This window comes from Aquimarina macrocephali JAMB N27, assembly GCF_000520995.1.
Classification (GTDB): domain Bacteria; phylum Bacteroidota; class Bacteroidia; order Flavobacteriales; family Flavobacteriaceae; genus Aquimarina; species Aquimarina macrocephali.
In genome coordinates, this window is the sequence record NZ_JACA01000023.1 from 22,107 (window position 1) to 37,270 (window position 15,164).

General features: G+C 32.0%; 18 protein-coding genes. 6 read left to right on the forward strand and 12 right to left on the reverse strand.

The features are described 5' to 3' along the window. Positions 1–49: 49 nt before the first annotated feature. From Z054_RS0114280 to Z054_RS28575, 5 genes are all read right to left on the reverse strand, one after another. A complete protein-coding gene (locus Z054_RS0114280; RefSeq protein WP_024770737.1) occupies positions 50–241 on the reverse strand; it encodes a cold-shock protein in 192 nt (63 codons plus the stop codon). A 159-nt stretch (positions 242–400) separates the two neighbouring features. Then, positions 401–1,744 carry an amidohydrolase family protein gene (locus Z054_RS0114285; RefSeq protein ID WP_024770738.1) on the reverse strand — a complete coding sequence of 448 codons (1,344 nt, stop codon included), beginning with the start codon at positions 1,742–1,744 and terminating at the stop codon, positions 401–403. A gap of 88 nt (positions 1,745–1,832) precedes the next feature. Next, entirely contained in the window at positions 1,833–2,924 is a 1,092-nt protein-coding gene (locus Z054_RS0114290) for a helix-turn-helix domain-containing protein (protein WP_024770739.1), read from the reverse strand. A 63-nt stretch (positions 2,925–2,987) separates the two neighbouring features. Continuing rightward, complete coding sequence (locus tag Z054_RS0114295; RefSeq protein ID WP_024770740.1) at positions 2,988–4,037, reverse strand: RluA family pseudouridine synthase; 1,050 nt, start codon at positions 4,035–4,037, stop codon at positions 2,988–2,990. 2 nt (positions 4,038–4,039) lie between these two features. Continuing rightward, entirely contained in the window at positions 4,040–4,636 is a 597-nt protein-coding gene (locus tag Z054_RS28575) for a PASTA domain-containing protein (RefSeq protein ID WP_035092124.1), read from the reverse strand. 198 nt (positions 4,637–4,834) lie between these two features. On the opposite strand from Z054_RS28575, the gene Z054_RS0114305 reads away from it, so the two are divergent. The 4 genes from Z054_RS0114305 (at position 4,835) to Z054_RS0114320 (ending at position 7,280) form a co-directional block, all read left to right on the forward strand. Next, entirely contained in the window at positions 4,835–5,818 is a 984-nt protein-coding gene (locus Z054_RS0114305) for a D-alanine--D-alanine ligase (protein WP_024770741.1), read from the forward strand. Between the two features lie 63 nt (positions 5,819–5,881). Continuing rightward, positions 5,882–6,337, forward strand: a complete 456-nt coding sequence (gene coaD, locus Z054_RS0114310) for a pantetheine-phosphate adenylyltransferase (protein WP_024770742.1) — start codon at positions 5,882–5,884, stop codon at positions 6,335–6,337. A 9-nt stretch (positions 6,338–6,346) separates the two neighbouring features. Further along, entirely contained in the window at positions 6,347–6,736 is a 390-nt protein-coding gene (locus Z054_RS0114315; protein WP_024770743.1) for a VOC family protein, read from the forward strand. Positions 6,737–6,821: 85 nt separating this feature from the next. Beyond that, positions 6,822–7,280 carry a GyrI-like domain-containing protein gene (locus tag Z054_RS0114320; protein WP_024770744.1) on the forward strand — a complete coding sequence of 153 codons (459 nt, stop codon included), beginning with the start codon at positions 6,822–6,824 and terminating at the stop codon, positions 7,278–7,280. A gap of 81 nt (positions 7,281–7,361) precedes the next feature. Here Z054_RS0114320 and Z054_RS0114325 read toward each other — a convergent pair whose 3' ends face one another. Continuing rightward, positions 7,362–7,736, reverse strand: coding sequence for a hypothetical protein (locus Z054_RS0114325; protein ID WP_024770745.1), 375 nt, complete (start codon positions 7,734–7,736; stop codon positions 7,362–7,364). A 43-nt stretch (positions 7,737–7,779) separates the two neighbouring features. Beyond that, positions 7,780–8,097 (reverse strand): roadblock/LC7 domain-containing protein, encoded by a 318-nt coding sequence (locus Z054_RS0114330; protein WP_035092063.1) that lies wholly within the window; start codon positions 8,095–8,097, stop codon positions 7,780–7,782. A gap of 196 nt (positions 8,098–8,293) precedes the next feature. Here Z054_RS0114330 and Z054_RS0114335 point away from each other — a divergent pair, with 196 nt between their 5' ends. Continuing rightward, positions 8,294–8,587, forward strand: coding sequence for a hypothetical protein (locus tag Z054_RS0114335; RefSeq protein ID WP_024770747.1), 294 nt, complete (start codon positions 8,294–8,296; stop codon positions 8,585–8,587). Positions 8,588–8,853: 266 nt separating this feature from the next. Here the strand turns inward: Z054_RS0114335 and Z054_RS0114340 are convergent, their stop codons facing one another. From Z054_RS0114340 to Z054_RS0114355, 4 genes are read right to left on the reverse strand one after another with little or no spacing between them, the layout of a single operon-like run. Continuing rightward, positions 8,854–9,075 (reverse strand): hypothetical protein, encoded by a 222-nt coding sequence (locus Z054_RS0114340; protein WP_024770748.1) that lies wholly within the window; start codon positions 9,073–9,075, stop codon positions 8,854–8,856. Further along, on the reverse strand, positions 9,072–10,466 hold the full coding sequence (locus Z054_RS0114345; RefSeq protein ID WP_024770749.1) for a radical SAM protein: 1,395 nt from the start codon (positions 10,464–10,466) through the stop codon (positions 9,072–9,074). The genes Z054_RS0114340 and Z054_RS0114345 overlap by 4 nt, the downstream gene beginning before the upstream one ends. A 56-nt stretch (positions 10,467–10,522) precedes the next feature. After that, positions 10,523–10,978, reverse strand: a complete 456-nt coding sequence (locus Z054_RS0114350; protein ID WP_024770750.1) for a lysozyme inhibitor LprI family protein — start codon at positions 10,976–10,978, stop codon at positions 10,523–10,525. Further along, positions 10,975–11,712, reverse strand: coding sequence for a prolipoprotein diacylglyceryl transferase family protein (locus Z054_RS0114355; RefSeq protein WP_024770751.1), 738 nt, complete (start codon positions 11,710–11,712; stop codon positions 10,975–10,977). The genes Z054_RS0114350 and Z054_RS0114355 overlap by 4 nt, the downstream gene beginning before the upstream one ends. A gap of 312 nt (positions 11,713–12,024) precedes the next feature. On the opposite strand from Z054_RS0114355, the gene Z054_RS0114360 reads away from it, so the two are divergent. Next, entirely contained in the window at positions 12,025–13,158 is a 1,134-nt protein-coding gene (locus Z054_RS0114360) for a hypothetical protein (protein WP_024770752.1), read from the forward strand. 130 nt (positions 13,159–13,288) lie between these two features. On the opposite strand, the gene Z054_RS0114365 is transcribed toward Z054_RS0114360, so the two are convergent. After that, a complete protein-coding gene (locus Z054_RS0114365) occupies positions 13,289–15,130 on the reverse strand; it encodes a SulP family inorganic anion transporter (RefSeq protein ID WP_024770753.1) in 1,842 nt (613 codons plus the stop codon). Between the last annotated feature and the right edge of the window lie 34 nt (positions 15,131–15,164).

Below are 15,164 nucleotides of genomic sequence, written 5' to 3' on the forward strand. Positions count from 1 at the left end.
AAAGCCTGTCTAATCGACAGGCTTGTGTTTTAAAAAAGTCAAATGTATATTATAATACTTTCACGTTTACCGCGTTCAATCCTTTTTTACCTTCTTGTAGATCAAATTCTACTTCATCACCTTCACGCACTTCGTCGATTAAACCTGAAATGTGTACAAAATGATCTTTGTTTGATCCTTCTTCTGTTATGAATCCAAATCCTTTGGAGTCATTAAAAAATTTTACTGTTCCTTTGTTCATTATAATTTATTAAAACGCAAAGGTACTATTATTTGATCAGTAATCCATATTTATTTCAAAATAATGTTTTTAATAACCTTTATTTAATATTCTCTAAATATGATGATAATGAACAAAATAGCTGCATTAGCCATTATTTATTAATTAAAATACAAGGAGTTACTTTTCTTTTCTCTTTTCAGATATATACTCATATTCTACTTCTTTCAGCATCATATTTAATTCATTTTTCATCAACCATTTCCCCTTAATCATCACACCTTCAATAGTTCTTGTATTTCGAATATCTTCGAATGGATTTTTATTAAGTAATACCAAATCTGCTAATTTACCTTCGGTAATTGTACCACTTACAGCAATTCGATTCAAATATCGAGCGGGATTCACTGTCGCTGTTTTTAAGGTTTCATAAGGCGATAGCCCGGCACTACAGATTAATTCTAATTCTCTATGCAATGAAAATCCAGGTAAAAAAAGGCCGTAAGTATCACTTCCGGCGAGCAAAAACACCTCTTCATCGTTTAATATTTTTGTGAATTCCTTCTGCCATTGTAATTCTTTATTGAGGCGAATAAGAGATTCTGGTGCGGTAAACCAAGTATTGGTTCGATAATGTATACTATCAGAAGTACAATATGCCACATATGACTTTGGAAGATATTTTAATTCATTGCTTTTTTTTAGCATTTCAAATTTTTCATCATCTGCATATCGACTAATCATTTCAAAAACCCCTAAAGTTGGAGACACATATACTCCACTTGTTTTGATCTCTATTGCTGCTTTTCTTAGATACACAGGATCAGCTTTTTGTGCAGTATTAAATATATTCATAAATTCTTCTATATGAGCAATAGATTTCATTCTAAGAGAATATTCTAATGGTAGTTTTCTTTGACCATGACCAATAACAGGGATATTATATTTTTGAGTTTCTTCTAGTAATTTCAAGTATACCTTTTTAGGGAGATTATCCGCTATTTTTAAAAAATCATACCCTTTTTCATGATGTTTTTTCACTATACTAATTACATCATCTATGTTTTGCAAATGATTGGCTTTTAGATAAGGCCCAGTAGTAACATAATAAGGTGCTAATATTTCATTATTATTTGCTTTTTTACGAATAGCAATTTGATTTTGTCCTTCATACTCTGCCATATTTCTAGCCGTCGTTACCCCATTCGCTATTAAAAGCTTAAACTCATTTTTTGCGTTATTTTCCAGGTGATAGTGCATTTCTGCTAAACCAGGAATTAAATATTTACCTTTAGCATTAATGGTTATATTGATGTTTTCTGAAGATTTTTGAGAAGCTGGTTCGATAACTGCTATTTTTCCATCTGCAATAATCACTCTTTGATTAAGTAATACAACTTCTTTATGCATTGGGATTACATTTACATTCTCAAAAGAGATAGTTTCGGTTTGGGCTTTGCCTATAGCAACAAAGAAAAAGCAACATAGTAAAGAAAATACTTTATGACTATTTGATTTACACATACTTATTTGTTTTAGTTTATATGTTGCAAACCTATCTAGATGGTATATTTCTAGTGTTCTATATTGTCAGAATATGAGAAATCCGAACCTATTGATTTTGTTTTTTAAACTCATTGGGGGATAGTCCTGTTTCCTTTTTAAAAGCCGTATAAAAAGTAGTTTTAGAATTAAATCCTGCCTCCAGACCAATGGCAAGAATACTATATTTATCAAACTCAGGATCCAGAATCATTTGTTGTATATCTTTTACCCGGTAACTATTTATAAATTCTGAAAAATTTTTATTACTTGATTTTTTGATTTGTTCTGAAAGATATCCGCTACTTATTCCTAGTTTTTGAGCTACGCTATCACGGTTAATATCTGGATGATGATGAATATTTTCGCGTTCTATCAATATCAGAAGTTGTTGCATATAAGAATTAACTTCGTCTTTAGGTATTTTTTTGTTGATTTTAGATCGTTTTAGATGATTTCTAATCTCATATTGATCATTAGATAGTTTAAACTGATAAAGTCCTTTATAAATAAGCCAATACATAAAAACAGAAACCCCTACCCATAAATAAGTCAATGGCATTTTATAATCATACATAAACCTATACACTTCTAAAATAACTCCATAAATTTCTAAAAGTGAAATAAAAATCCAAATTCTCTTTATCCATTTTATACTAAATTCTGTATTTGAATAGAATAAATATTTAAATGATATTGTCATAAAAACGATTGGAAAAACAACGGATAATATGCTTACCGCTTTATAAAAGAAAAAAATGACTTCTTCTTTATCAAGTATTGTGATTTCATAGAGGCCAAAAATCGTATCTAAAGATATGATACAGTTAAGTGCACTTAAGATAAAAAAGGGAGTGTATAGAAAAAAAGTTGTGTTTCTTTTTGCCAGAGGGTGCTTTATTTTTTTTATAAAAAACACAAATAAAGTAACTGGATATAAGAATTGCCATAAAAACAGATCCAATATTGAAATCAATACTGGGTTTTTTCCCAAATCCCAAAACCAATTATTTAGACCTATAACAGATAATATAATTAGGGTGTATGCTAAATACGTATTGTCTTCATTTTTAAAAAACCTAGAAAACAGAACTATTACTCCCAAGACAAAACCATGAATAACTCCTATAAGAATAAAGATTTCTAAAAAAGAAATTTCCATTAATTCGGTATTTTAAAAGCTAAATTTCTATTTGAATATATCTCAAATTTAGGCATTAAACCTTTATTCTTCTAACAATTGATTTTTAGCATATTTTCTCCAACGTTCTATACATTGTTGTATATCTTCTGGGATTTGAGTTTCAAAATGCATATGCTCTTTAGTCACAGGATGCTCAAAACCGAGGGTTCTGGCATGTAAAGCTTGTCGAGGTAAAATTTTAAAGCAGTTTTCTACAAATTGCTTGTATTTGGTAAACGTAGTTCCTTTTAATATTTTCTCTCCGCCATAGCGTTCGTCATTAAATAAGGTATGGCCAATATATTTCATATGTACCCGAATCTGATGCGTTCTTCCGGTTTCTAATCTGCAAGAAACCAAGGTAACATATCCTAATCGCTCTATAACTTTATAATGTGTGATTGCTGGCTTTCCTTTATCGGCTTCATCATCCTCAAAAACAGTGTTTTCTAATCTATTTTTAGGATGTCGTCCTATATTACCTTCTATTGTTCCTTCATCCTCATCCACATTCCCCCATACAATTGCTACATATTCACGTTGACTGGTTTTATCAAAAAATTGTTTTGCCAGATGAGTCATTGCTTCTTCGGTTTTGGCAATCACTAACAGTCCACTGGTATCCTTATCAATGCGATGTACTAATCCTGGTCGATCACTACTATTATTAGGAAGGTTATCAAAATGATAAATCAGAGCATTAATTAAGGTTCCCGAATAGTTACCATGGCCAGGATGTACCACCATCCCTGCTGGTTTATTAACAACTAGTAATACATCATCTTCATATACAATATCTAAAGGAATATTCTCTGGAGTTAGTAAGTTTTCATATGGAGGATGAGAGAACAATACCCGTACAATATCATTTGGTTTTACCTTATGATTTGATTTTACCGGAATATCATTTACAAAAACGCTTCCATTTTTTGCCGCCTGTTGTATTTTATTACGGGTTGCATTCTCTACAAAATTCATTAAAAACTTATCCACCCTTAAGGGTACCTGGCCAGCTCCGGCCACAAAACGATGATGTTCATAGAGGTCGCCCTCATTAGCATCATAATCTCCTGTATCTTCGTTTTCTTTCAAAATCAATTAGATAAGTTTATCGTTCCTCCTTCTCCATTCCCCAGAACCAAATCTATAACAGAAGTTTTCATTAATTTTGTTCCTGGTTTTAATCGTTTACCTTTATGTCTTAATTCTAATACCATATCTCTTGCAATATTGGGCTGATATGTAACAGAACCTATTTTAAATCCAAGAGCAACCAATTTTGGTTCTGCCTGTCTTCTGGTTCTCTGTACTACATTAGGAACTTCTATTTTACGGTAACCCGATGGATTTAAGGTTACATATATTTTACGATTTTCTTTTACCTCACTACCAGCAACAGGGTTCTGTTCTAATACAGAATACCTTGGATAATCAGGATTAAAGTTTGCAGAATCCTGAACTTCATATCTCAGCTCTTTTTCTTCTAGTACCTTCCCCACCTCATCCAATGTCTTTTTACTTAAGCTGGGTACTACAATACGTTGATGATGATTTGTTGTACTTTCTAACCATTCTAGTGCAACATAAGATAAGATAGCAAGCATTGCTACCGCTATAACCAATTGTATCAAAAATATTTTACTATAAATAAATTTGAATAGATCTCTGAAGAAATTTATAAATACACTCATCTGTTTTATACCTGTTATTTTTATAGTCAAACATAACCTTCTTGATTATGTAAACAAAATTAACCAATAATCATTCTAATTATTAGTACTAACTTTATTGTAATGGCTTATTTCATAATTTGGACAAATATATAAAAACGGAAAGTTTTAAGCTTTTCTTATAAGATAAATGATATTTTTGTTTTCAAAAGTCACTCTATGAAGAAAAACATTGCCATTTTAATGGGTGGGTATTCTAGCGAGTTTAAAATCTCGATTCAAAGTGGAAATGTAGTATATAAATATCTGGATAGAGATTTATATGTTCCATTTCGTGTTCATATTACTAAAGACGGCTGGTATTATGTAGATGATAACGACCAGAAGTATGGTATTGACAAAAACGATTTTTCATTAACATTAGAAAGCACTAAAATCACTTTTGATGCTGCTTTTAATACGGTGCATGGTACTCCTGGTGAAGATGGTTTGCTACAGGCCTATTTTGAATTGATCGAGATTCCTCAAACAGCTTGTGATTTTTATCCTGCAGCACTTACTTTTAATAAACGAGATTGTATTAGTACTTTAAAACCTTATGGCATCCCTACTGCCACCAACTATTTTTTAAATAAAGGTGATGCAATAGATAGCAACGCCATTGTGGATACGGTAGGATTACCCTGCTTTGTAAAAGCAAATAAAGCTGGTAGTAGTTATGGAGTTTCTAAAGTTAAAACTATAGAAGATCTTCTACCTGCAATAGAAGTAGCTTACAAAGAAGATGATGAAATTATTATTGAATCTTTTTTAAGCGGGACCGAAGTATCTGTAGGAGTTATCCAACATAATGGAAAAGATACAGTATTACCAATAACAGAAATTGTATCCGAAAATGAGTTTTTTGACTACGAAGCTAAATACATGGGAAAGTCGGAAGAAATCACTCCCGCCCGTTTATCTGATGAGGATACTCAAAAAGTCAAAAATCTGGCTTTAAAAGTATATCAGATTTTAAAAATGAAAGGATTTTCAAGAAGCGAATATATTTTTCATCATGGAGAGCCTTATTTTGTAGAAATGAACACTAATCCCGGATTAAGTGAAGCTAGTATCTTACCTCAACAAGCAGAAAAAGCTGGGATTAGCTTAAAAGAATTATTTTCTAATGCTATAGAATCTTGTATCCATTTACAAAAATAGAGGTTCAATCTATAAATTTATAATTTGAATTATCTTTGTAAATACAACAATTAATAATCACCAATGAGAAGAGCTGTTTTTCCTGGATCATTCGACCCAATTACATTAGGACATTATGACATTATCGAAAGAGGTCTTACCTTATTTGATGAAGTTATCCTTGCCATAGGCGTAAATTCTGAGAAGAAATATATGTTTTCTCTTGAAGAGCGAAAGCAATTTATCGAAGAAGCTTTTAAGAATGAGCCTAAAATTAAAGTAATGACTTACAAAGGGCTAACTGTTGATTTTTGTAAACAACAAAATGCCGAATTTATATTAAGAGGCCTTCGCAATCCAGGTGATTTTGAGTTTGAAAAAGCCATCGCACATACCAACAGAAAAATGTCGGATATCGAAACTGTGTTTTTATTAACCTCTTCTGGTAAAAGTTATATCTCTTCTTCTATTGTTCGTGATGTAATTCGTAATGGTGGAGATGTTTCAGGATTAGTCCCGGATACAGTTCGTGTAAAATAACACCTTACTATGAAAAGAAAAATAGGTGCTATTACCCTGGTTGTAAAGGATTATGATGAAGCTATTCAATTTTATATAGAAAAGCTTAATTTCAAACTTATAGAAGACACCAGACTTGATCACAAAAAACGATGGGTTCTCATTGCTCCTAATAACCAAACAGAAACTACCATTCTCCTGGCTCAAGCAGCCACTCCCGAACAGGAAAAAGCAATTGGAAATCAAACAGGTGGACGGGTTTTTCTATTTCTTCATACCGATGATTTTTGGAGAGATTACCATACCATGAAATCTAAAGGAGTATCATTTCTGGAACAACCACGAGAAGAATCCTACGGAACCGTTGTTGTTTTTGAAGATTTATATGGCACCAAATGGGACTTGCTCGAATTAAAATAATATAAATTACAAACCCTTCCTGACATACCTTTGTCACTACCTGTATTTAGTTTTGTCATACTATTAATTTCTAATATTAAAAATTATGATAAAAACAAAAATTGAACCTTTTTGGATCGTTGGAATTTCGGTACGTACAACTAAAAAAAACGAGCAATTTGCAAACGATATCCCTAATTTATGGAATACTTTTATGTCTGAAGGTACAATGCATAAAATCCCTAATAAGCTTGAAGATTCTATCTATGCTGTGTACACTGATTATGAAAGTGACCATACCGAAGGATATACTACAATCATAGGATGCAAAGTTGCAAACTTAGATAATATCCCGCCGGGAATGACCAGTGTAAAAATCGAAAGAAGTATCTACTCTCGATTTACCGCCAAAGGTGATATTACTAAAGGTGTAATCTATGATAAATGGGTCAATATATGGGAAATAGATCTAGACAGGACATATACTACCGATTTTGAAGTATACGGGGAAGACGCTGTAAATCCTACAAATGCCGAAGTGGATATTTTTGTAGCAATTGAATAAAATTACCATAAAAAAACCTCACAAGTTTAAACTTGTGAGGTTTTATAAAAGTAATATTATTTACATAAAAAAGCTTTTTAATTATAGTTGTGATACCACATCTTTCTTATATTTTTTCAAGAGTGCACGTGTCATTCCGAGATTTGCTTTTGTAGAATCAACAGCCAAATAAATAAAGTATTCACCGTTTTCAGAAACGTCAATAATATGAATTTGATTTGTAAGTGTAATTATAATATCCTGAACTGCTGATTTCAAACCTAATGCTTCGATAGCATTTTTCTTAGCTTTTACAACTTCCAAATTATAAGCAGAAGCAGTTTCAGGATCAAAATCTTTTTTATCAGAATTAGAGACATAACATACACCTGTGCTTACTTCTGTAACAGTAACCGCGATATAACCAGGCACATTAGATTTAACATCCTCAATGAATTGTTCTAAAAAATTTGACATAGTTTTAATTTGATTTTAATTATTAATAATATTGTTTATAAAATTATTTATCTAAAGAGCTCATATACTTAAGCAGTAGCCCCAGTTTTGACATTTTTTTAGATACAACCAATATGATTGAATCAGATTTGATCCTATTTGCAATAAGAAAACCTTTTGAAGATTTTGCCATCAATTGATCAAGGTCACCATTAAGTAAATCTTTAACCATATCATTACACATCGAAAATGCTGTTTCCATCATTAAGGCAACATTAGTATCATGCTGAGTATCTAATGCATCTATTACATTACCACTATTATCGGCAATAATTACGCTATCAACTTCGGTATCTTCTTTAATCTTTTTCAGATCAATCATATGTCTAAAATTTGGATATTTTTGTTCTTTGTTTTGTAAATATAGTAACAATAATTACTTAAAAAAATTCTTTCATCGTTTTTTTTTACTTTTAAACGATTATTACTATCTTGTGTGAAATTATTTTTGTAGAAAAATTCCTACAAAAATGAAATTGATTTAAAAGAAATTTAACAATAGAAACCATATCTAAACTATGACCCTAATTAATCTGCCAAACTCTGAGTTAAAAGCAATTTTAAAAACCCGAAAAGATAAATTTAATTCCTATAGGGTTGGAAAAGAACAAGTTTCTCTTAAAACTGAAGATGTTTCTGAGATAATAGAACGAATAACCCAAAAGGAGGCAGAAATTTCCTCTAAAAAGAAAAAGAAAAAGAAATCAGGCACAGATGATCTTATGAGTTCAAACGATACCACTAAAGCTACAAAAACATATACCGAAAAAATAAAAGGAGGTTATTTTGGAAAAAGAAGAAGTCGTTTTTAATATGATTTCTACCTTACAATAATAATGTCATTATGCTAATTCATAAAACTTCATTTATTATATCGATGTTTAGATTGTATTATAAAGGCATTAATAAAGATTGGTAAAACAACACAAAAACAAATCTTCTAATTCCTTTCTATTATGAATAGTATCTCTAAAGACAAAGCAATGTAGTATAATCAAGAAAATCCTTTTTTCTATAAGCAAACGTTAGTATCCACCGCAGAGGGTTCTGCAATACAATTATTTGTGACGGTTTTACTTTAAAATCCAGCCATAAGAGCTCCACAGATTCCTAATCCTACAACAAGGTATACCCCAGCAAGGATAAAGAAAATTTTTCCTGCTTTTCGGTTTTTAGTCTTGAATAAGATTAGACCAATAATCGAAAGAAATATTGGAGGTCCTAAGAGGATCAAAAGAATTAAATACACCAATCCATCGAGGTTCCCTACTTCCAAAAAAATGGTATTTGTTGCTATCATATCGTTTCTTTTCTTAATTGTTCTAAATACTCCTGCTTATCATCCCTATAAAATAAGTTCATCGTTTCAAAAGGAATGATTTTGTAATCTTTATTTACAATATGCACACAAGATTTTTTAATCGCTCGCACATCAAAATTATAAGCATCAATAAATTGCATAATTATAATTCTAAACAGATTATCATATCCTAAATCCGGAGCATCGATCTCTGGCAAACAGCACATTATAGATTTTAGATTTTCTGAAGCTGTTTCTACAGAATTTCCGGTACTAAATAATTCCAGGACTTTACCATGCAACTCTTCATCCTGTTCATATACAATCGTATTTTTACCATTATCCAAAAGATCTGCCGGATTAATATATCGGGTAAGAGGTAGAAGTCCATCTTCATTTTTTAGTGCATACCCCATAACCAAAGCATCTGGGTTACAAGGCACAGGGATAAGGTCATCAGATTCAAAAACAGGAAATTGTTCTAAAATTTTTCTTCGCACCTCGGTCAATGTTATTCTATCGGTTTGAGTATCAAAATCTTCTAGTCGCCCTGCTATTTGAGTAGGTTGAAATGTAACCCCTCTCACACATTTTTGTTGTGTTGCAAATGTTAATATATCACCAATTAGAGTATCATTTAATCCTTTTTCTAATGTAACAACCAGAGTAGTGGACAGGTTTACACTATTGAGATTCTCGATGGCTTGTTTTCTAATTTTGGTCAGATCCTCTCCTCTTAATTTTTGTAATACTTCGGCATCCAAAGCATCAAACTGAAGATAGATTTCAAAATCAGGCATATAGCCAGCCAACTGTTGGGTAAATTTAATATCCTTAGCAATACGAATTCCATTTGTATTTACCATTAAGTGCCTGATAGGTAATTGTTTTGCATAGTCCAGAATTTCAAAAAACTGAGGGTGTATTGTGGGTTCTCCTCCACTTATTTGTACTACATCTGGTTCTTTTTCATTTTTGACTATCGTATCCAGCATTTTCTTTATTTCATCTAATGATCGATGTCTGCCGTAATGAGGAGACGAAGAAGCATAACAGGTAGGACAAGTCAAATTACATCGGTCTGTTACCTCGATAATCGACAAACATGAATGCTGCTCATGATCCGGGCATAATCCACAATCATAAGGACATCCATAATCTGTAGCTGTATTAAATTGATAGGGAAACTCTGAAGGTTTATTATAATTTCTAATATTCTTATAATAGGCTATATCATCTGCAATCAAAACTTTAGACCTCCCATGCTCTGGGCATCTCTTGAGCATAAATACTTTATCTTCTTCAAAAACAATTTTGGCTTCAATCCTTTTTAGACAAGTAGGACATAAACTTAGTGTAAAATCGTAATACGTATAATTTCTAGTGGGCATTTATCTGTTATTTTTGAAATTCATATATCAAAACAAATGGATATTGAAGAATTATTTTAATTATCTGTATCATAATCAATCATTTTACCCGATAACTCCTCAATTTCTTTAATACGCTGCATTGTTGTTTCTAACATACACCCCAGATATATAATCCCAAGCATGTGACCTCTGTATCCTTCTGAAACAATTTCACTTTTCATTCTTCTATGATGTACCCAGGCATTTTGATAGGTTTTGATGGTGGTTTTGATCGTGTCATTAGTAATAGTATGCAACATCTTTTTGAGTTTCACATTCATAATAGAATCAGTCTGCTGAAACTTTAGATTTAAACAAATCCTGTCTTCAAGAGTGGTTCCCATAGTACTATTACAATCTGTTCTTTTAGCATATTTCATATATGATAGCTCTTTTAATCGCAAAGCATCAGATATATCCTGAGCAGATAGGTTTATAACATTTAGGCAGATTAAAAACCATATAATTATGATTATCCTGATTTTGCTCATTTGAAAACTAATTGTCGTAAAGTTTTTTGATAATAAATCATGCATAAGATACATAAATACTGAATACTACTAAGACCTAGTATAAAAAAAGTATTAGGTTTCAGAAATTCAATACAAAATCTAAATAGAAAATAAGAAATCATAAAATATTTGAATAGTAAACCACTTTCAATTTTGGATTTTATTTGAAAACGTTTCAAAATTCTCCATAAAACCAATAGAAAAACAACTTCAAATAATGCTATCGGATATCTATACAGACCATCTCCTAAATCCATTCCTAAAAATGAACTGGTTTGCCTACCATAAGTAAATTCTTTAACTCCAGCCAAAAAGCAGCCTATTCTTCCTATGATGATTCCTAATATAATAGGAAATGTAAATAAATCACCCGAAGAATGTTTCTCACCGATTATCTTCTTAGCCAACTCTACTCCGAGCAAACCTCCAAAAAGACCTCCCATTATGGTTTTTATACTTAATAATCGAACTATAAATTCTGGGGTAAAAGAAAAGATTGGGTTTTCTAAAAAACCAAAAAAACGAGAGCCAAAGAATGCTCCAAATACTGCACCAATAATTATGGATAACCTATTTGATGATGAAATAAGGTCTTGAGTATGTTTTTTAAGATATATATAATATCGAAACCCAATAAAGAAAGCTGCATACTCTAAAATCAAATGAATATTTACTTTATAGCCAAAGACGATAGGTTCAAAAGGGATATCCATGCAGTAATTAATTCGTTTTTATCACCGAAATATAAGTTTATTTATAGAATTCAAATAGCTAAAATCAATTCTAAACAATAAATTTAGTACAAGCAACAAAGTGATTTAGGAGAAATTTCCCCTGAATATATACTTCTAACGATTAATTTTGCACTTCATCAAACCTCATAAAAGTCACGTGTAAGAATAAACCTATTTATTTAGTTTTCAGTAAAATACAATAAAAATTCTATTTATTTATTTGTTTTTTTTTAGCATCAGAAATACACTTTTTTGTTAGTTTTGCCGCACTAATTAATTAAAACACTTTATATGAAAACAAATTACACATTGGGGTATTGGTTCATTGCCTTATTTTTAATTTTTTCTTCTTGTAGCAAAGACGAAAATGAAGTTATTGTTGAATCTGAAAAAACTGCTATTGAGCCAGATTTTATTAAAAATGACGGTTCTGAAGGTATAGAAGACGAGTTACAACTGGATGAAGAAGAACCTATCCTTACAACAGACACTAATTCAAAAAGCTACAGACATTGTAACTATACGTTACTTACACCATCTGACGTTGATGTTGAAGCTTGTGGTGACACTACAACTATGCCTCTATTAGTTGGGTCTAGAAAACTACAAGTTGGTAATGTTACTGTATCTAATGATGGTGAAAATCTATACTTAAACTTTGAGGCTATCAATCGTAATCTTATGAAGAAGGTATACCTTTATATTGGGGCAAAAGAAAATATCCCGTTTTACTCAAATGGGTTTCCTAATCTTCGTAAGTTTAACTACAAAGCTTTTCCTTATTACTACGGAGGAATGAAGAAAGCTACTTATGTTATTCCTTTATCTTCAATAGATCTTGATTGTTTCGAAATCGTAGCGTATTCTAAGGTATATAACAAAGACAGCCGTTGTTATTATACGTCCTTTGCTTACGATCAAACTTTAGATCAACAATATAGCTACCACGGATGGTGGAGTTGTGTTTATTATGGTGATTGGGTAAGATCTTTTGGATATTGCAAACAAGAGTGCAAAGTTGAGTGTATTCAAGCATATGGATTTCATGCCGCTTGTGGATTTTGCGAAAACAATGTTTTCACTACTTTCCTAGCTCATACTTTTATCAATAGTAAAGGTGACGAAGGAGTTGATATAGAACTTCTTATTAATCCTGATGGATGTGATATCACAAATAGTTCGGATGTAGGACACATAAATATTTCATCAATAAGTGATACGAAATTAAAAATAGAGTATCAATTAAATACAGGGTACGAGATGTGCGGATTAAGTTTTGGTTATGGAGCTTCTAAAACAAGCATTACTAGCGAGTATTCTAAACAATTTGATGCTTCTACTACAGCTCATAGTTTTGAAATTGACAAGCCTCTAAGTGCTAACATTTACATGATTAGCAAAGCAGAAATTACTCCAAGTAATTAAGAATAGCTATAAAAGTATCTACAAAGACACTTTTATATGAATAAAAAAAACAGGGTTATGATTTTTAAATCATAACCCTGTTTTCATTTATCAGTGTGTCTATTACCATTTCCTGGTATAAAACTAGGCTTTACTCCATTGCTTCAGCCATTACATGATATCTTGGATCATCAATATCGTGTTCTATAACACTGGCTAATCTAGGAGAAGCTTTAATCATAAGAGCTTGGCACTCCTCACTAAGGTGTTTAATTTTTACTTTTTTTCCTGCGTCTTCATATTTCCCAACAAGATTAAAAATAGCTTCTAATGCCGAGTGATCACTAACACGTGATTCTATAAAATCAATCTCTACATTCTCGGGATCATTTGCGACATCAAACTTATTATTGAATGCTTGAATACTTCCAAAGAAAAGCGGGCCCCATATTTCATAAACTTTGGTGCCATTTTCAAGAATATGTTTTCTTGCACGAATACGTCTTGCATTTTCCCAGGCAAATACCAAAGCAGACATAATAACACCTGCTATTACAGCTATTGCCAAATCAAAGAATACGGTTAATGAAGAAACTGCTATCAATACAATAGCATCTGCCAAAGGAATTTTATTGAGGATTCTAAAACTAGACCATGCAAAGGTTCCTATTACTACCATAAACATCACACCAACTAGTGCTGCGATAGGAACTTGTTCTATTAATCCAGAAGCAAATAAAATAAATAACAATAACGTTACTGCAGCAACAATACCCGAAAGTCGGGTTCGACCACCTCCTTTAATATTAATAATTGATTGACCGATCATTGCACAACCTCCCATTCCACCAAAAAACCCAGTAATGATATTAGCACCTCCCTGGGCCATACATTCTCTATTCGAGCTACCTCTGGTTTCGGTTAATTCATCAATCAGATTTAAAGTCATTAATGACTCTATCAATCCAATTGCTGCAAGAATTACCGAATATGGTGCTATAAATCGAAGTGTCTCCCAAGTAAACGGGATTTTTCTAAAAATATCAAGCTGAAACTGTGGTAAACCTCCTTTAAGACCTTCTCCTCCTCCATCTCTAATAAAACTACCCACTGTAGCGACATCCAACTTTCCTAAAATCACTATAGCAGAAACCACAATAATAGCCAATAATGCTTCTGGAAGCTTATTTGTTAATTTAGGTAATCCCCACATGATTAATATTGTAAGTAATACCAGTCCTAACATTAATAATAATTGATTTGTAGGTAGCCAGGATTTTGCTTTCCCTTTTTTGGCAATACTATAAATCACATTATCTTCATAATTAAAAACTACTTTTTTGGTATCCAGGTCAAAAACCTGTCCCTCATACACAATATATTTTCCTTCTTTAGAATCTACATCTGATAATCTATTGTTTTCAAAACTAAACAAAGCTTTATTTGTTGCTATATCATAAGCGATGTTATCTTCTCTAATTTCAAATTTTTTCTCTAGAGATTCTGTAACGTATTTGTTATTATTAAATACATCTTTCTTAGCTTCTTTAAACATTCCTAATTGCGAAAGAAAGATCACAATCGCCAAACCATTTACAAACCCCATCATTACAGGATGCGGAATCAAACGAACAAATTTACCCAGCTTAAAAGCTCCGGCAAACATTTGTATAATTCCCATAAGGATAACAGTTGCAAAAAGATAATATAGCCCTAATTCTTCTCCGGGGGCTCCCATTTCATTTCCCTCTGCGACAAGACTAACCATAACAACCGCTAATGCTCCTGTGGCACCAGAGATCATACCTGGGCGCCCTCCAAAAATAGAAGTGATCAATCCGATCATAAACGCAGCATATAATCCAACTAATGGATCTACCCCCGCCACAAAGGCAAAGGCAACCGCTTCGGGAACCAAAGCTAACGCTACCGTTAACCCGGATAAAATATCATTTTTAGCATTCGCTACTCTTTTTCTTACAAACTCAGTCATAGTTGTGATATTTTGAGGCTGCAAAAATACAGTT